The sequence below is a fragment of the Nostoc sp. genome, from assembly GCF_036917655.1.
Classification (GTDB): domain Bacteria; phylum Cyanobacteriota; class Cyanobacteriia; order Cyanobacteriales; family Nostocaceae; genus Nostoc.
Map to the genome: position 1 here is coordinate 15,391 of NZ_JBALCY010000008.1, position 17,387 is coordinate 32,777.

The 17,387-nt window shown below is 44.9% G+C and carries 15 protein-coding genes; 2 read left to right on the top strand and 13 right to left on the bottom strand.

Features of this window, described 5'->3' with window-relative positions; translation table 11 throughout:
• Positions 1 to 10: 10 nt before the first annotated feature.
• From V7K30_RS04255 to psaK, 5 genes are all read right to left on the bottom strand, one after another.
• On the bottom strand, positions 11 to 1,555 hold the full coding sequence (locus V7K30_RS04255) for an anthranilate synthase component I (protein WP_334997433.1): 1,545 nt from the start codon (positions 1,553 to 1,555) through the stop codon (positions 11 to 13).
• A 116-nt stretch (positions 1,556 to 1,671) separates the two neighbouring features.
• Complete coding sequence (locus V7K30_RS04260; protein ID WP_334997435.1) at positions 1,672 to 2,592, bottom strand: energy-coupling factor transporter transmembrane component T family protein; 921 nt, start codon at positions 2,590 to 2,592, stop codon at positions 1,672 to 1,674.
• A 186-nt stretch (positions 2,593 to 2,778) separates the two neighbouring features.
• Positions 2,779 to 4,149: a ribosome biogenesis GTPase Der gene (der, locus tag V7K30_RS04265; RefSeq protein WP_334997437.1), complete on the bottom strand. Its 1,371-nt coding sequence runs from the start codon at positions 4,147 to 4,149 to the stop codon at positions 2,779 to 2,781.
• A 313-nt stretch (positions 4,150 to 4,462) separates the two neighbouring features.
• Positions 4,463 to 5,659: a site-2 protease family protein gene (locus V7K30_RS04270; protein WP_334997438.1), complete on the bottom strand. Its 1,197-nt coding sequence runs from the start codon at positions 5,657 to 5,659 to the stop codon at positions 4,463 to 4,465.
• A gap of 355 nt (positions 5,660 to 6,014) precedes the next feature.
• Positions 6,015 to 6,269, bottom strand: a complete 255-nt coding sequence (gene psaK, locus V7K30_RS04275) for a photosystem I reaction center subunit PsaK (protein ID WP_334827706.1) — start codon at positions 6,267 to 6,269, stop codon at positions 6,015 to 6,017.
• A gap of 122 nt (positions 6,270 to 6,391) precedes the next feature.
• On the opposite strand from psaK, the gene V7K30_RS04280 reads away from it, so the two are divergent.
• Positions 6,392 to 7,048, top strand: a complete 657-nt coding sequence (locus tag V7K30_RS04280; RefSeq protein ID WP_334997439.1) for a phosphoribosylanthranilate isomerase — start codon at positions 6,392 to 6,394, stop codon at positions 7,046 to 7,048.
• A 74-nt stretch (positions 7,049 to 7,122) separates the two neighbouring features.
• Here the strand turns inward: V7K30_RS04280 and folE are convergent, their stop codons facing one another.
• The 5 genes from folE to V7K30_RS04305 form a co-directional block, all read right to left on the bottom strand.
• Positions 7,123 to 7,830, bottom strand: a complete 708-nt coding sequence (folE, locus tag V7K30_RS04285; RefSeq protein ID WP_334997441.1) for a GTP cyclohydrolase I FolE — start codon at positions 7,828 to 7,830, stop codon at positions 7,123 to 7,125.
• 100 nt (positions 7,831 to 7,930) lie between these two features.
• Positions 7,931 to 8,656: an SDR family oxidoreductase gene (locus V7K30_RS04290; RefSeq protein ID WP_334997443.1), complete on the bottom strand. Its 726-nt coding sequence runs from the start codon at positions 8,654 to 8,656 to the stop codon at positions 7,931 to 7,933.
• Positions 8,657 to 9,011: 355 nt separating this feature from the next.
• Positions 9,012 to 9,992 carry an acetyl-CoA carboxylase carboxyltransferase subunit alpha gene (locus V7K30_RS04295; RefSeq protein WP_334978112.1) on the bottom strand — a complete coding sequence of 327 codons (981 nt, stop codon included), beginning with the start codon at positions 9,990 to 9,992 and terminating at the stop codon, positions 9,012 to 9,014.
• Positions 9,993 to 10,142: 150 nt separating this feature from the next.
• Complete coding sequence (locus V7K30_RS04300) at positions 10,143 to 11,162, bottom strand: long-chain acyl-[acyl-carrier-protein] reductase (protein WP_334997446.1); 1,020 nt, start codon at positions 11,160 to 11,162, stop codon at positions 10,143 to 10,145.
• A 142-nt stretch (positions 11,163 to 11,304) separates the two neighbouring features.
• On the bottom strand, positions 11,305 to 12,003 hold the full coding sequence (locus V7K30_RS04305) for an aldehyde oxygenase (deformylating) (RefSeq protein WP_334997448.1): 699 nt from the start codon (positions 12,001 to 12,003) through the stop codon (positions 11,305 to 11,307).
• A 180-nt stretch (positions 12,004 to 12,183) separates the two neighbouring features.
• Here V7K30_RS04305 and V7K30_RS04310 point away from each other — a divergent pair, with 180 nt between their 5' ends.
• Positions 12,184 to 13,011 carry a carbohydrate ABC transporter permease gene (locus V7K30_RS04310; protein WP_334997450.1) on the top strand — a complete coding sequence of 276 codons (828 nt, stop codon included), beginning with the start codon at positions 12,184 to 12,186 and terminating at the stop codon, positions 13,009 to 13,011.
• A 558-nt stretch (positions 13,012 to 13,569) separates the two neighbouring features.
• Here the strand turns inward: V7K30_RS04310 and V7K30_RS04315 are convergent.
• From V7K30_RS04315 to V7K30_RS04325, 3 genes are all read right to left on the bottom strand, one after another.
• Positions 13,570 to 14,769: a beta-ketoacyl-ACP synthase gene (locus tag V7K30_RS04315; RefSeq protein WP_334997452.1), complete on the bottom strand. Its 1,200-nt coding sequence runs from the start codon at positions 14,767 to 14,769 to the stop codon at positions 13,570 to 13,572.
• A gap of 126 nt (positions 14,770 to 14,895) precedes the next feature.
• Complete coding sequence (locus V7K30_RS04320; protein WP_334997454.1) at positions 14,896 to 15,696, bottom strand: peptidylprolyl isomerase; 801 nt, start codon at positions 15,694 to 15,696, stop codon at positions 14,896 to 14,898.
• Positions 15,697 to 15,822: 126 nt separating this feature from the next.
• Entirely contained in the window at positions 15,823 to 16,392 is a 570-nt protein-coding gene (locus V7K30_RS04325) for a photosystem I assembly protein Ycf4 (protein ID WP_334997456.1), read from the bottom strand.
• Between the last annotated feature and the right edge of the window lie 995 nt (positions 16,393 to 17,387).

The following is a 17,387-nucleotide window of genomic DNA, read 5'->3' on the forward strand; positions in this document are numbered from 1 at the left end:
CTATTGCCTATTAATTATTCAGCATTTTCAGTGCTGCTAGTTGTGCCTGAGCTTTGTGCAGAGATTCATACCATTCTCTCTCAGGATCGCTGTCTGCGACAATTCCTGCGCCAACTTGTCCCCAGACAATATTGAGTGCTGAGTCCTGGGGGATGAGTTTTGAGTGGGGAGATGAGGAAGATGAGGAAAAATTTACTCCCCCTGCTTCTCCTGCCTCCCCTGCCTCCCCTGCTTCCCCAGACATGGGAGCTAGTAGCAGGGTGCGGATTAAGATATTTAAATCTAAATTACCGCGCCAATCTAAATAGCCACAGGAACCGTAGAACAAGCTACGCCGCACGGGTTCTAGTTCTTCAATAATTTCCATACAACGGACTTTGGGACAACCTGTGATTGTGCCACCTGGGAACGTGGCGCGAATCAAATCAATGGTGGTGTATTCGCCTTTTAAAGTACCTTTGATGTTGCTGACAAGATGCATCACATGGCTATATCGCTCAATTGTCAGCAATTCATCAACTGTAACCGTTCCCCATTCACAAACTCGCCCTAAATCATTGCGTTCCAAATCCACTAGCATGATGTGTTCTGCACGTTCTTTGGTGTTGCTGAGTAAATCTTGTGCCAGTTGCATATCTTGTTCTAGTGTGACACCACGCGATCGCGTCCCGGCGATCGGTCTGGTTTCGGCTTGCTGATTTTGCAACAGTACCAATCGTTCCGGCGAACAACTGATCACTTCCCCCCAAGGCGTCTGCCAATAGCTAGCAAAAGGAGAAGGATTGATTTTTTGCAAGGCTTGGTAAATTTCCCAACCAGAAGCCGATGTAGACGCTTGAAATCGCAATGAAAGATTTGCCTGAAAGATGTCTCCAGCTTGAATATATTTTTTCGCATGGTTTACAGCTGTTTCATAATCTGCCTGAGATGTCAAAAACAGAGGGAGCGAAGAAGACACGGGGACGAGGGGAGAGGGAGACACGGAGAATTCTTTCCCCGCGTCTTTCTTTGCCAACTTCTGCTGTAATTCATCAAGTCCACTTGCATCACTGGCGGCTAGCCAAAGAATTTGTTGCGCGTGATCTAAAACAGCAAAAGAATCTGGTTCGTACCAAAAAGCTACGGGAAATGGCAAGGGATCAATTTTATGATGGGGTAACTGTTCAATTTCCCATGCCACATCGTAGCCTAGCCAACCTAACCAACCGCCGGTGAAGGGGAGATGGGGAGGTGGGAGAGATGGGGGAGCAGGGGGAGAAAATACTACCTCATCCTTATCATCTTCCCCAATCCCTTGCTGTAACAACTTTTCTAGGAAGGGAAAAACCTCTCCTACTTCTGGTGTCCACATCTGGGGGATACCATCAACTATGCGAGGAACGCCTGCACAGATAGAATATCGGCTGAGTTGGGGATGGTCGATTGGCGTTGGGTAGGGACTTTCCAGTAGGATAGCAATTCCGGGTGCGGCGGTGGGGCGAAACAGAACAGCAAAAATTTCCGAACCTGTGCGCTTTTCTAAGGGTAGCGATCGCCAATACCAAGTCTTGGTCATACTGTTTATAAATGTTGTCAATAGTTAGTTAACAGTTTTCAGCAGTAAGTACAAATAACTACGACTACTACCACTGACAATATGCAATTACCTATTACCATTTTCTCGGTGCAAAATTAGACCTGAGTTCCTATAGCTAGCCGTATTCCCCAGAATACAATTAAAGTCGCAATAGCAAGCCAGTCACGCCCTTTGAATCGTAAATCGTGCCACTGGACTCGATGCTCGTTGGGACTGGTAAAACCCCGCACCATCATTGCATTCGCCATTTGATCAGCTCGTAAGAGCAGATTTTCTAACAATCTCTCTGCGACTGTCATCCAAACCTTGAATCCTCCTTTCAATCCCAGCTTTTTCCAATTAATTGCCCTTGTCATCACGGAGCGAAATAAGTTTTGCACTTCTTCTAAAACCAGGGGAATAAAGCGCAAGGACAAGGTTAAAGTTAAAGCAATTTCTGTGACAGGCAACTTGAAGCGTCGTAGGGGTTGCATTAAGCTTTCTATACCAGATGTGATTTCTTCTGGGGCGGTTGTCAGCAGATACAGGTTAGTGCTGTAAATGACGGTAAATATAAGTGTACTCAGGCGTACTGCCAAATCCAAGGAGTAGCGAGTTACTTTCACTGGGCCTTTTTGAAATAGTACGTAGCTGTATTTTTTTTTCTCAACTACTTGCTCTTGAACAATATTATTGGAGTTTGATGGCTGGGTTAATATTTGTTCATTAGCTGGCAGGCGTGGCTGATAATCTACACCCATTCCATCAGGACTGATGGCTCCGATCGCTAAGACAAAAAACGATAGCATTAATAACCAACCCATTTGCTGCTGCCATACTCGTCGAGGAATTCTAGCAATTAAGGTGGCAACAATCAACAATACTACCAGCAGCACACGCCAAAAGTTATTAGCCAAAACATAGCTTGTTAAAAAGCTCATCAACCAGGCGAACTTGACTCGCGGATCAATTTTATGCAGCCAAGTTTGGGGTTGTTCTAGATAAAGTCCAAGTGGCAGCGATCGCAATAAATCCATTATTTTAGAGTTAGGAGTTAGGAATTATGAGTGAGGAGTTAAGAGTGAGGAGTTAGGAGTTTTGACTTTAACTCATAACTTTCAGCTTGTACCGCTATCAAACTCAAGTCGATAGGGTTCTATAATTAGCAATTTTGACTTTAACTCATAACTCCTGTAGAGACGCGATTAATCGCGTCTCTACTCCTAACTTAATTTGACGCGAGTGGCTCTATTAACATTACCACTTTCGGCATCACGGACTTTTTTACTCCGCCATAGTAAAATAATCGGGGTGCCTTTAAATCCTAGTTGTTGCCGGAATTGGCGTTCAATGTAGCGGCGGTAGTTGTCGTTGAAGCGTTTGGAATCATTTACAAATAGAGCGATCGTTGGTGGTTGGCTACTTACTTGTGTACCATAATAAATCTTGCCCTGACGCCCACCACGAGATGCTGGTGGTGAATGCCAACTCACAGCGTCTGTTAAAACTTCGTTAATAACTGATGTGCTAACACGGCGTTTGTGTGATTCAGCCGCCGTTTTCACCAACTCTAGAATCTTTTCTACCCGTTGTCCTGACAAGGCACTCACAAAAATTGTTTCTGCCCATTCGGTAAAATGCAACCGTGATTGCAGAGTTTTTTCGTAGTCGTAGATTGTATAAGAGTCTTTTTCGACGACATCCCACTTATTAACGACCATGATGCAAGCTCGACCTTCTTCCACAATCCGCCCAGCTAATTTTTGGTCTTGCTCAGTGACTCCATCTACAGCATCTAGTACTAATAAAACCACGTCAGCGCGGCGAATCGCTTTAAAAGCACGGTTAATACTAAAGAATTCTGTGCCGTATTCTATGTGTTTCTTTTTGCGAATGCCGGCGGTGTCAATCAAGCGGTAGGTTTGTCCGTCTCGTTCAATGACGGTATCAATAGCGTCGCGGGTTGTGCCGGAAATTGGGCTGACAATTGCCCTCTCTTCGCCGACAAAAGAATTGAGTAAGCTCGATTTGCCCACATTCGGGCGTCCCACAATTGCTACTTTGATTTCATTAGTGTCTGGGATGTCTTCAACAGCAGGTATGTGATTAATTAACTCGTCGAGTAACTCTCCTGTGCCACTGCCATGAATCGCGGAAATGGCGTAAGGTTCGCCCAATCCCAATTCCCAAAACTCGGCAGCTTGCATTAAGCCTTGTTCTGGGGATTCACATTTATTTACAGTTAGTAGCACAGGTACGGGTTGTTGGCGCATCCATTCGGCGATTTCTTGGTCTGCCGATGTGGGGCCTGTTTGACCATCTACTACAAAAATAGCGGCACATGCTTCTGCAAGCGCTGTCATTGCCTGCTGGCGAATCAGTGGTAAAAATTCGGTATCATCATTAAAGACTAAACCACCAGTGTCTACGACTAAAAATTCGCGACCATTCCAGAAAGCTGGCAGGTAAGTGCGATCGCGTGTCACTCCCGGTTCATCATGGACAATCGCCGTTTGTTCCCCGGCGAGTCGATTAACCAGGGTGGATTTGCCCACATTTGGGCGTCCGATAATTGCAACAATTGGCAGTGCCATAAAACCAGGGTAAGTGAGAGCCGTAGTATATCACGTACTTACATTTTACTCACTTTAAACTAGAAGTTTTAATATAATTTTCCAATCATCTGAGGCGATGTCTACGATGGGCTGTGACGCTCTCTACGAGACGCTCTTGCTAGCTTGCTTCCCCGTAGGGGTACGCTATCGATGACGCCATACTTTTAAAAAATAAAAAAGGTAGGAAATCCTACCTTTTACCCAAAAAAAGCATTTTGTAACCAAATACCAAATTCAATATCACACAAGTTTTTGACAAATCTATTGCAAAACTATGACGAGGATATGACACTTAATTTGTAATTGACTTCGCTATTCCTGCCAGTTGCAACCCAGACGGATAGCTACCTTCTTCTTTGATCCGCTTAATTTCAGCATCCGTTATTCGCAAATTTAACTTTTGTGCTAGCGTTCGCACAATATCTCCCCGATCAATTACACCAGCTACAGCGCCAGCCGGAGAAAGTACGGTAATTCGAGGTAACTGCTGATTTTCCAGTTTGTTAATTACCTCAGCTATCGATGTTGCTTCAGTAACAGTGGGTATTTCTGTCAGGGGATGCACAATGCTGTGTAAGGTTTGGGTTTCCCATTCACTCCTTTGGGTTAAACGAAAATCGTCAATGGAAACTAGACCCCGATAACGTCCATCAGAAGCAGCAAAATAAACCTGTGAGGGAGCGGTTTCCAACAAGTATAAATCGGCAAAGGAGCGCAATGTCTGGTCAGCATCGACAACCCGAAAGTCACGAGTCATCGCATCAGCCGCCACCACTTTGAGTAGGCTTTCTTGCAATGTAGTCACGTTGTCATAGCTGCTGGCGTTGCGGACAGCAAACCAACCTAACAGCGCAATCCACAAACCAAGTACTAACTCCCTTGTCAAGAAATCTACAACAAATCCTAAGGCGATCGCACCATAACCCAAAATTTGCCCCGCCCTAGCAGCCCAGTGTACGGCTTGAAAACGATTACCTGTTATTTGCCATAATGCTGCTTTTAACACTTGTCCTCCATCTAGAGGTAAGCCGGGAATCATGTTAAATAGAGCCACCACCAAGTTAATTCTCGCTAAATCTCCAACCATAACACTGACTGGGCTGGTATCAGGGATCACAGTAGCTCCCAGACGGAGTAGGAAAAATAGGATGATACTCACCAAAGGCCCAGCGATCGCTACTTGAAAGGCTTTGAAAGGAGTTTTAGATTCTTCTTCAATAGCAGCAATCCCGCCAAATAGAAATAGGGTAATTGAATTAACTTTAATACCTTGCGATCGGGCTACCAAGCTGTGACCCAACTCATGTAACAACACCGAACCAAATAGCAGCAGTGCCATAACTATTCCAGCACTCCAAGCTATAACAGTCCCCCATTCTTGATAAGCTACCCCAAAATTAAGGGTTGCCAACCCTAAAATCACAAACCATAACGGGTCTAAAAACAGGGGAATTCCAAATAAAGACCCAATTTTCCAATTTGTTTGCATTACATTGTCCTAAAACTAGATATCGCCAGTAGTTCCTATACTGCAATATTTGCGTATATCCTTATACACATATTTCTGAGCATCAATTCGGTACTGCCGAGTTACGAAATGCTCCTATTTCTAGAATAGACAATTAATGACTGTGAGCAAAACTCTGGAGTAGGGCATTGGCCAAACAGGGCAATTCAATTTTGGATTTTGGATTTTAAATTTTGGATTAAATTTCAATCTAAAATCCAAAATCTAAAATCTAAAATTCTTGCTCCCCTGCTTCTCCTCGTCAGATGGAAAAAATCAAATTTAGGAGTTTTGTATTTATCGCGGCGTTACAAGTAACGCCGCTCTCATTGCAAAACTACAGACGACCGATGTTAGTCAGTCCTAAAACGATGCCAACGCCAATAATATGACCAAAAGCCATCGCAGCAACGAATGTTGGAATACTAATCGGCAGGATAGGGAACTTGGGGCCAACTAGGGGTTTTTCAATCTTAGTACTTAGCAAAACCACTACTAAGCTACTGACGCTGATGATGATTGCCACTGTAGGATTCCACGCAGGTGTTGCGGGAACAGATGCAGCTACTGCTAGTAAAATAGAGGAAATCAAGCTTTTGTCTCCTAAATGGAAAAGTTAATCTAGACCTACAAGATTATAAAATTACAAGGCCGCAAAAGTTTTTTAGATAGTTTAGAGTTTTGTGATGATTATTTTAAATTTGTCAGATTTTCATGCGCGTTAAAATTTGCGGCATCACTCAACCACAGCAGTCTATAGCGATCGCCTCTCTGGGCGCAACGGCACTAGGATTTATTTGTGTGCCAACCTCACCTCGCTACGTGACTACATCCCAAATTCGGGCAGCAGTGGCAGAACTCCCGGCAAATATTGACACAATTGGTGTTTTTGCCAACGCTAATATCCCCGAAATCAGTCAGATAGTTGTTGATTCTGGGTTGACTGGTGTCCAGTTACACGGAGATGAATTACCCAACTTTTGTTACGAATTACGTCAAGCTTTACCCAATGTCGAAATTATTAAAGCATTTAGAATTCGTAGTCTTGAGCATCTTGACACAGCGCTTGATTACATTAAATACATAGATACTTTACTACTTGATGCCTACCATCCCCAACAACTTGGTGGTACAGGCAAAACCTTAGATTGGACAATGCTAGAGCGATTTAACCCCAATTGCCCTTGGTTTTTAGCTGGGGGACTTACAGCAGATAATATTGTGGAAGCTTTAAGTCAGGTTAATCCTAGCGGCGTTGATTTATCTAGTGGTGTAGAACGGACACCTGGAGATAAGGATTTAGACAAGGTTGCCAAGTTGTTTGAGAAATTGGGGAGTGGGGACTGGGGAGTAGGGAGTAGGGGGAGATGAGGGAGTAGGGAGCAAACAAATAATTATTATTCCCCCTCATCCCCCTTATTCTCCCATTCCCCACTCCCCATTCCTTAAAAAAATGCTGATTGGTGGCGAATCAAGTTAAAAAATTCTTCGCGGGTTTTGTGTTCCTCTTGGAACACACCAACCATTGCGCTAGTGACAGTCCAAGAGCCTGGTTTCTGGACGCCCCGCATCACCATACACATATGGCTAGCTTCCATCACAACGGCGACGCCTTGAGGTTCCAGAATGGTCTGAATTGCTTCGGCAATTTGGCGGGTTAACCTTTCCTGCACTTGCAAGCGACGGGAATACATCTCAACAATGCGGGCCAGCTTACTCAGTCCTACAACTTTTTGGTTGGGGATATAAGCAACGTGTGCTCTACCCATAAATGGCAGCATATGGTGTTCGCACAGACTAAAGAAATTAATATCTCTAACTAGTACCATCTCGCTATGTCCTTCATCAAAGATGGCATCGTTTACGAGTTCTTCAAGGGATTGGTTGTAGCCGCTAGTGAGAAACCGCATTGCCTCGGCTACTCGCTTGGGTGTTTTGAGGAGTCCTTCACGTTCAGGGTCTTCCCCAACTCCCAATATTAGTGTCCGCACGGCGTCCTTCATTTCCTCCATCTGTTCCTCTTTTGGCGGGGACACATCCGCTTGTCGCCCGTTGTGAGTATTGCGATCGGGTCTAGGAGTTATGGCTTCTGCCAAGTCGGGAATCAGAGGCGATTGAGAGCTATTGGAACCGTTTGAACTAGCAATAGTCATGATTCAGTCTTGGTTATGGTTTGAATTTAGTTATGAGTTATGACTTATGAGTTAAAAATTCTAACTCCTAACTCTTAATTCCTAACTCCTAACTTCGCAATTAGAGTGCGCCAGCACTGGGCATTAGGGTCAATTCATTAATAACTGCCTGTTGTGGTAACAGAACTGTGTAGAGAATTGACTGAGCCACAATTTCCGGGGTTAACATCTTGGAACGGTCTAAGTTGACATGGACTGTCTCTGTGTCCCAAAGTTCGGTATTGACTGCGCCCGGACAGATAGCTGTGACACGAATACCGTGGGTGCGTTCTTCTTGTGCCAGAGTTTGAGAGAGGGCAATCAAACCAGCTTTGCTGACACTGTATGCTCCCCAACCGGGAAAGGGTTGCTTGGCGGCAATTGAAGCGACGTTGATAATTGTGCCTGTGCCCCGATCGCGCATTGAAGGTAAAATCCCCACAATGCACTGAAACACGCTGGTAAGATTCAAGTCAATTACCTGCTGCCAGTCCTCTAGAGGAGTTTCGGTCAAAGTAGCTGTATAGGCTATGCCAGCATTGTTTACCAAAATGTCTATATCACCAAAGTCAAGGGCGATCGCTTGGATCTTTTCTTTGACTTCAGAGATCCGCGCTAAATCTAGAGCGTAAGCTTTTGCTTCCACCCCAGTATGCTGTACAGCTTCTCTTACCGCCTCCAACTTATCCAAAGAACGGCTGACTAAAGCGACATCTATTCCTGCTTTCGCAAAGGCTAAAGCCGTTGCTTTCCCAATTCCACTACTGGCCCCAGTAATCAGGGCGCGTCGTTTTTGCTCAACACTCATGGTGTCTCCCAATTTTTTGGCAGTTCCCAAAGCCTATTACCACGCCATTATTCACACTTCTCGGTTTGGATAGATTAAAGGAATCTAAAAATCTGATGATTTCCATTAAGCAACTGCTATAATGCAGTGCAATAGTCGGTATATTGTGGGTTTCACCAGTGAAGACAACAAATCGTCGCCTGGAAAACCACGCCGTCCACTCAAATTAGATTACTTAAATAATACAAAACCCACTAAACCAAATTGAGTACATTTGCTAAACATGCAAATGCCTATGGCTAGATTGTTAAAAATCTTTAAGCACATAGGCAATTATAGCATTGCTATTCGGCTAATCAATCATTATGCAATGCCGTTAGTGGGCAACTTCTGTAAAAACACCAATTTTGCGGAATTTTTCATAGCGCAGTTGGCGGCGTTCTGGAGCGGTTAAACGATTGAGTTCGTCCAAATTTTCTAGCAGCACTTGCTTGAGAGTGGTAGCGGCTTTTAATGGGTCGGAATGAGCGCCACCAGTGGGTTCAGGCAGTATTTGGTCGATAATTCCCAACTTTTTCAGGTCGTGGGAAATAATTTTCAGAGCAACGGCGGCTTGGGGAGCTTTACCAGCATCTTTCCACAAAATGGCAGCACAGGCTTCAGGTGTGGCAACGGTATAAACGGAGTGTTCAAACATGAGTAGGCGATCGCCTACGCCAATACCGAGTGCGCCACCGGAACCACCTTCACCAATGACTGTGCAGATAATTGGCACATCTAAGCAGAACATTTCTCGCAAGTTGTAGGCGATCGCTTCTCCTTGACCTTGGTGTTCTGCTTCTACGCCAGACCAAGCTCCTGGCGTATCGATAAAAGTTAGTATTGGCATACTGAACTTGTTGGCGTGTTCCATCAACCGCATCGCCTTGCGGTAGCCGCCAGGGTAAGGCATTCCAAAGTTACGGGCAATATTGTCTTTGGTGTCACGACCTTTTTGATGACCCAACATCACCACAGGTTGCCCACTTAAACGGCCGACACCACCAACTAAAGCCGGATCGTCACCACCACAGCGATCGCCATGCAATTCCATCCATTCATCACTAATAGCCTGAATGTAATCGAGAGTACTGGGGCGACGCGGATGACGAGCGACTTGCAATCGCTGGGACGGGGATAGACTAGTGAAAATTTCCTCACGCAGTTGCATGGCGCGTGTTTCTAGTTGACGAATTTGACCAGAAACATCGACGCCATTTTCTTCTGCAAGTTGCCGAATTTGATCGATTCGGGTTGCGAGTTCTGCTAGGGGTTTTTCAAAATCTAACAGTAGCGGTTTACGCTCGGTAGTTGCCATCGTAGGGTTTATAAGTTACGAGTTATAGGTTTTTCAGAGTGAGGAGTGAGGAGTTAGGACTGAGGAATTAGAAGATGTGGACTTATGAAAGTTATTAACTCTTAACTTTTAACTCCTAACTTTTAACTCCTAACTCCTAACTCTTAACTCTTAAACCAGCAGCGGTCTAAATCCATGTTTCACTGATACCCGACCAATCTGCTCCATTTTGTCTACGGTAATCTGATTGCGTCCCCACGAAAAGTTCGTGTATAACTTCTCAAATTCCAGCAGCATTGATTCGGCAAAACAAGCAAACAACTGGCGGGCTGGCACGTCCATATTGACGATTTTCATAATTTTCCAGTCAATATCCAGGGAATGCTCTACAATTCCACCGTTTAGCACGTGCACACCAGGATGCTGAATTTTCGTCGCTAAGTTTTTAGGATAGCCACCATCAATCAACAAACAGGGTTGTTTCAAAGTGGTGGGGTCAATTTCCACGCCTTTGGGCATACTGGCAACCCAAACTACAACATCAGCTTGGGGTAGTGCTTCCGTCAAACCCATGATTTTTCCCCGCCCCAGTTCGCCTTGCAACTCTTTGAGACGTTCTTGGTCACGGGCTATCAGCAAAAGTTCTTTGACATCTGTTCTCGCATCTAGCCAGCGTGTAACTGCACTACCAATATCCCCAGTTGCTCCACATATCGCAACAGTCGCATTTGATAGATCAATTCCCAGTTGTTTTGACGCTTCTTCCACCTGCTTACAAATAATGTAGGCAGTATGCGTATTTCCTGTGGTGAAGCGTTCAAACTCTAGTTTGATGTTGCGGACTTGGCTAAACTGCTCTAACTTAAAGTTTTCAAAAATAATCGAGGAAAATCCGCCTAAAGCTGTGATGTTAATACCGTGCTTCTGTGCATGGGCCATGGCGTTGAGAATTTTCCGCGTTGCGGCTTTGATGCGGCGACTAGCTAGCATTTCCGGCAAAAAGCAAGATTCTACATACCTTCCTTCAATTTGTTGCCCAGTGACACTGGTGACAATAATGCTATCGACAATTTGCGGCGGGGCGCTGCACCAAAAGTCTAGCCCTTGATCGGCATATTCTGGGTATCCCAATTCCTTAGCTACGGCTTGAGCGTGTTCTAAACTAGTCAGATGTCCAATTAGACCAAACATGTAGTGATTATTAAGCTTATGCTATCTTGAGCGCGGGGAATATGAAGTGGTTTAGCAGTCCTGAGTTCTAAGTCCTGAGTTCTGAAGTTCTGAATTTAAATTTGAACTACTCAGCACTCAGTACCCGTTACTCAGCACTTTTTTAAGCGGCTATGAGTCCGTAGGCTGACAAGCGCATAATATCGCGAGTCGTGAAACCAATGTTACTCAATGCTTCACCATACTGAATCATAAAGTCTTCTACCAAAGCATCTTTTTCCATTGCCATTGTGTGGGCATCACCCTCGACTTGGTTCAGCATTCTCCAGACGATGGGTAGGTTCTGGCGATTTGCTTGTTCTAGTTCAGCTTTGCATTCTGTAAAATGTTCTTTCAACCAAACTTCTCCAAAGTTGAGGTGGCTATATTCCTCTTTTACTACTCCCTCCGTGATTTTGCGGGCAAAATCGTCAGCGACGGGGATGTAAATGTTATATGCTGCGATCGCAAAACATTCGATAATCAAAGACTGAATCAATAGACAAGTGACTACCTTCCCTTCGGCCGCCGCTGTTTGGAAATTTTGGTGTAGTCCAGAGAAAAATTCCTTGGCAAATTGCAAATCTGGGGTGACACCCAAATTGCGCCCACAAGCTTCAAATCCTTTCTTGTGTCGGCTTTCCATCTTGGAGAGGCGAATCAATTCATCATGAGATTCCGACAGTAGTTCGGCTAGTGTGATGTAATTTTCATGGGCTTCTTGTTCCCCTTCAATCACGATCGCATTAATCCGGCTATAAGCATCTTTGTATGTTTCGCTCTTGAAATCTAATTCTTTAAATTGGTCTGCAAGCTGCTGCATGGTTATGTTTACTCCTGTAAATCTGAATTATTTGACACCAGGATTGAATTTACCCTATGAACTGAGAGTAACAATCACTGTGGTTTAATTTAACTTAACAAGTAGACTATCTTTATAGATTAATTGTTGCTGGGGGCAATGCTCTAGTACTAGCGAAATAAATGCTTTGCACCTCAAGTTATGTCCAAACCAAACCTGAATCTGAAATCTGGTGATTTTTTGAGCCTAGTAGTCTTACTGCTAGGGGCATTTATTGTTTTACTACCGCTGTTTGTGGTCTTTCTCACCTCCTTTGCACCAACTGCCGCCAGCCCAGAAAATTTGTCCAAAAATAACTGGTCTTTAGCTAATTACCGCGTTGCGTGGCAACAGGGAAAATTTTTGCTGGCGTTTGCTAATTCTACCTTGGTAGCGATCGCTGTGACGGCGTTTCAGATTGTCACTTCTGCTTTGGCAGGTTACGCCCTCGCACGGTTGAAGTTTCGGGGACGCCAAGCCCTGCTATTAGTCGTTTTAGCAACTTTGGTGATTCCCTTTCAGTTATTGGTGATTCCGATCTTTTTGGTTTTGAAGTGGGGACACTTGATAAATACTTATGGGGCGCTGATTTTACCCACTGCTGTCAACGGGTTTGGGATTTTCTTGTTACGTCAGTATTTCCAGACAATTCCCGTGGAGTTAGAGGAAGCCGCAGCTATAGATGGGGCGAACAGACTGCAAATTTTATGGCGGGTGATGTTACCTTTAGCCCGTCCGGCGTTGCTGACGCTGTTTTTGTTCACCTTCATCGGCGAATGGAATGATTTGTTTAAGCCTCTGGTATTTACGACACGACCGGAATTAAGGACGGTGCAGCTGGCGTTGGCTGAGTTTCAGGAGCAATTTACGAATAATTGGCCCTTGATGATGGCAGCGGTAACAATAGCGACAGTTCCAGTAATGGTACTATTTCTCATCGGTCAGCGTCAGTTTATTCAGGGTATTGCTACCACAGGGATTAAGAATTAGCAAAGGAAGTTGTCCGAATTTTAGATTTTTCAGAAATTTCTGAGCGCCGCAAACTGGCGCTCAGAAATTTCCAAAACGGATTTTGTTGAAGCACGAGGCAAATAACGACAAGCACGTAAGCTGTCGCTGCTTGGCGTAGCCTACCATACCCTACTCTTAGGGATTTCCAACAATAATTCAATCTTGTGGGGTGGGCCGAAGAGTCATTGCAATACTTCTCGGATAAGGGTTGAGTCGTCCTAGATTCAGATCCCACCACCTACGGCGACCCCCTTAATAAGGGGGTAAAAGAGGGTTATGAGCAAGCCTTTTTAAGGGGGGTTGGGGGGATCTGCAACAACTATTGCGCTAACCGAGAAGTATTGAGAGTGATTGGTGTCAAGTTAAAGCCTCAGCCCAAATGTCAAGCAACCTTGGTTGCGTCGGTGTCGCGCTCGTACAGCTTTCACAAGATCCATAAAACATTGATACTCAACCAACCAATGCTTATAAATGAGCAATAAATGCTTAATTAAAACTTATAGATGATGCCAATCGGATAGTTCAACGCACAAGTTTTTATCTTGCCAATGCGATCGCTGCATTCTGTCCACCAAAGCCAAAACTCAAACATAATACCTGCCTAATTTTACTTAGGCGTGCTGCTGTTACGATGTCTAAATCAAATTCTGGCTGCTGGAATCCTACACAAGGGGGTAAAATTTGATGCTTTAATGCCATGAGAGAAAAAGCCACACCTAAGGCTCCAGATGCTCCTAGTGTATGGCCTGAGCTTCCCTTGGTGGAACTAACTGCCACCCCTTGGGGAAACAAACGCTGAATTACCATACTTTCTATGCGATCATTTAGCTGGGTAGCTGTGCCATGAGCATGAATATAATCAATATCAGCTGGTGAGAGACAACTACGTTCTAGACATTGCTTGATGGCCGCGATCGCACTTTTCCCTTCAGGTTCTGGTGAATTGGGATGATATGCGTCGTTAGTTAAGCCGAAACCGAGAATTTCACCATACACTTTTGCTTGACGCTGTTTTGCCAACTCTGCTGATTCCAAGACAAACACAGCTGCACCCTCGCCCAAAACTAAGCCTTCGCGGTGCAAATCAAAGGGATAAGCCCCAGTTTTTGCCAAAGCACCCATCTGCTGAAACCCAGCTAAAGTTAAGGGTGTAATCGGAGCTTCCACTGCACCAGCTAGAGCCTGTTGACATTGCCCAGTTTGTATCAGCAAAGCTGCTTGGGCAATAGACCAAATTCCAGTTGCACAAGCTGCCATTGGTGCCAAAACTATCCCCGATGCACCGATTTGTCGCGCAGCTGCGATCGCATTCATCTGAGGTAATGTATCTAACCAATTTCCAAAAGAGGACATTGAAGACTCTTCCCCATGCCCCATGCCCCATGCCCCATGCCCAAAAAGTCCATCCCCTTGTGGGTGTAATTTTTCATCCATTTGCCGTGCCAGCATCTCCCAAGACGCTTGATAAGAGCGACTCGATCCAATGACTACAGCACAATCAGCTGCATGTGGAACTAACCCAGAATCTTGCAAAGCAAAAGCAACAACCATCTGAGTTAACATTGTCAACTCAGATGGTTGTTGACCAATCAAACCTAGAGGTAGTGGTGTTAGTTCTGGAAATGGTTGATGTAATCTAATTCCAGATTTACCTGCTAGCAAATTTTGCCAACTCTCCTCTAAGCTTCCACCCAAAGCGGAAACTAGACCGATACCAGTGACGACAACCTTTACCAATTTAGGAGTTAGGAGTTAGGAGTTAGGAGTTAGAAGTTAGGAGTTAGGAGTTAGGAGTTAGGAGTTAGTAGTTATTCTCCCCCTGCTTCCCCTGCTCCCCCTGCCTCCCCGACTCCCCCTGCTCCTCTACTGTGCAGGTGTTTTCAGATTTTCAGCACCTTGGGTGACTTTAGCGGAGTCAATGCGATCGCCTTGCTGAATTTTGTTCACGACATCGAAGCCTTGAGTGACATTGCCAAACACGGCGTAGTTACCATCCAAGAACGCCAAATCTGCTAAGGCAAAGTAAAACTGAGCAGAAGCGGAGTCTGGTGATTGCGATCGCGCCATCGCTACTGCACCCTGCTTATGGGGCAATACGACGGGTTGGGCAGTAGCATCAAATGGTTTATTGTAAATCGGAGTATCTGAACCTTTTGGCTTAACTTCTAAAGGTATATAACGAGCGTTTCCCGTTTTTGGGTCAATATAACTACCTGTTCCCAGTCTATTTGCCGGAACTTTCGGGTCTTTGCTTTGAGGATCACCCCCTTGAACTACAAACGGTTGGGGTTCGCGCACAACTCGATGGAAAGCTAAACCATCGTACACACCCTTTTGCACTAAATCTACGAAGTTGCCAGCTGTAATGGGGGCATTAGTGCCGTCTACTTCGATAGTAATCGGCGAGCCTTTAACCGTGAGCACGACAGTAGCCTTGCCTTCGAGACGTGGTAAATCTGTCATTCCAGGAATACTCTCGCTACTAGTTTGAGATACAGATGTTGCTTCAGTAGTCGTCTTGGTGCTTGCCTCGCTTGTGGTCGAGGTAGCTGTCGAGGTTGGAGAAGACGTATTAGAAGCGACTTGCTGTGTTGAGCACCCTCCCAATATCAAGGCACTGATGATCACAAGAGAAAGCAAAAATTGTGAGATTTTTAACCGCATTGCCAGTTACTGATTCAACCAGAGTATCTTATCGTTTTAAGGGGCATTGGGCATTGGGCATTGGGCATTGGGCATTGGGCATTAATCACTTGACTCCTAACTCCTAACTCCCCACTCCCCACTCCCCTACAGTCCTTCTAGTGACACTCCCAAAAAGCGGGCTAACTTTGCGCCTTCTGTTTCCAACTCTGTTAAAGATAACGGTTGTCCAACCCGTGTTAAGGGTATATCTCGCCGGCCCTTAATGCGTAGATAGAGGGCGCGAAGGGGATTAAGACCTTCTTTGACGGCTATTCGCACGGATTGTACATCTTCTATGCGGCTGTCAATCTCAATTCGGCGATTTTTGCCAGGAAATCCCCAACGGAATATTTTGATTGTGCCGGTTTCCTGATTAAATTCGTTGTAACCGCCACCCACGTCCCATAAAATCACTAGCCAGAGGTATGTGGCTAGTAGCAGGCCAGCAGTGCCATATAACCCCATCACCAATCCTTGGGGGACGAATACCAGTTGAGTAGGATCGGAAACTATGAGTAAATTAACTTTTAAATAGCTGGATATCCCAGCCAATAAAAAGCCGCTTGCTCCCAAGGTAACGATAGTTGCCCACCAGTAGTTACTGAACCGACGAGAACCGAGAACATTTTGATGCAGGAGGCGATCGCCTTTGTTAATCGTTGTTGATGTCGTCATTGAACTACCATTGCCCGTGAGATACTCGCTGTGACATACTCGCACACTGAATGCTCTTGCATAGAGTGGTGGCTCTCTGTACCAATCCAGCTATTGCTTAGGAGGCACAGAAGCTCTGTTTTGAGTCCACGGAATACTTTCCCGCAGACTAGGAATTTTTTACCCTGTACCCTACAAATTTTACTGTCCTGGATGATGCTGCCTTACTTGCACTATGGGACAAACCACTTAGGCTATTTGTATTAGTCAAGATGTGCCAACTTCCTTTCCCCTTGTCCAACGTTTCACATAGGTTTTCCAGAGGTGTATCAACGACCGTGGCGGCGAAGTAAGCATCCATATTTTACCAAACATCGTTGACAAAAACTCAACTGTGCCTCTCCCTGTTCCTGCTACCCATATAATTTTATAATTTCTTCACTCAATGGCTGATCAAAATTCCTTCTCCCCTACCTCCTCTACTCCCCTGCCCCTCTGATCACCTCTTTTTGACCTCTTAGGAATGAGTTATCTACCTATGTCTATCTGGACTAAATTTTTTTACATTTCTGAGAAAACTTGTGTCAAATTGTAAAATTTCTGATATTCATATTATTTATAAGGTTCGTGTTTCATACCTGATTTGCTTCTGCGTATCAGGCAAAAACCCGGACTAGTGTGATAAGTTAAGAATCATTAAGTTACCACAAGCTAGATTACTAGCCGATGGTACGTGTAATGGCATAAAGAAAGAGAAATGCTGATTTCACTAGTCGGCAAGCTCTCAGAATCTCAGTTGCTTTCAGGCTGTTGAGATTGTCAAAAAAAAAACGTTAATTCCTCACGGCAGTCGGTTACACTGGCTCTCCGTAGTACCTTAGAAACGTTGCAATTTTAGTAAAAAAAGAGGATTTTAGTCCGATGACCATCGCAGTTGGACGTGCCCCCAGTAGAGGGTGGTTTGACGTTCTAGACGACTGGCTCAAGCGCGATCGCTTCGTATTCGTAGGTTGGTC

Bases quoted from the DNA above. Each gene is read 5' to 3' on its own strand.
- V7K30_RS04255 (WP_334997433.1), bottom strand. From the start codon at position 1,555: ATGACCAAGACTTGGTATTGGCGATCGCTACCCTTAGAAAAGCGCACA.
- V7K30_RS04260 (WP_334997435.1), bottom strand. From the start codon at position 2,592: ATGGATTTATTGCGATCGCTGCCACTTGGACTTTATCTAGAACAACCC.
- der (WP_334997437.1), bottom strand. From the start codon at position 4,149: ATGGCACTGCCAATTGTTGCAATTATCGGACGCCCAAATGTGGGCAAA.
- V7K30_RS04270 (WP_334997438.1), bottom strand. From the start codon at position 5,659: ATGCAAACAAATTGGAAAATTGGGTCTTTATTTGGAATTCCCCTGTTT.
- V7K30_RS04280 (WP_334997439.1), top strand. From the start codon at position 6,392: ATGCGCGTTAAAATTTGCGGCATCACTCAACCACAGCAGTCTATAGCG.
- folE (WP_334997441.1), bottom strand. From the start codon at position 7,830: ATGACTATTGCTAGTTCAAACGGTTCCAATAGCTCTCAATCGCCTCTG.
- V7K30_RS04290 (WP_334997443.1), bottom strand. From the start codon at position 8,656: ATGAGTGTTGAGCAAAAACGACGCGCCCTGATTACTGGGGCCAGTAGT.
- V7K30_RS04295 (WP_334978112.1), bottom strand. From the start codon at position 9,992: ATGGCAACTACCGAGCGTAAACCGCTACTGTTAGATTTTGAAAAACCC.
- V7K30_RS04300 (WP_334997446.1), bottom strand. From the start codon at position 11,162: ATGTTTGGTCTAATTGGACATCTGACTAGTTTAGAACACGCTCAAGCC.
- V7K30_RS04305 (WP_334997448.1), bottom strand. From the start codon at position 12,003: ATGCAGCAGCTTGCAGACCAATTTAAAGAATTAGATTTCAAGAGCGAA.
- V7K30_RS04310 (WP_334997450.1), top strand. From the start codon at position 12,184: ATGTCCAAACCAAACCTGAATCTGAAATCTGGTGATTTTTTGAGCCTA.
- V7K30_RS04320 (WP_334997454.1), bottom strand. From the start codon at position 15,696: ATGCGGTTAAAAATCTCACAATTTTTGCTTTCTCTTGTGATCATCAGT.
- V7K30_RS04325 (WP_334997456.1), bottom strand. From the start codon at position 16,392: ATGACGACATCAACAACGATTAACAAAGGCGATCGCCTCCTGCATCAA.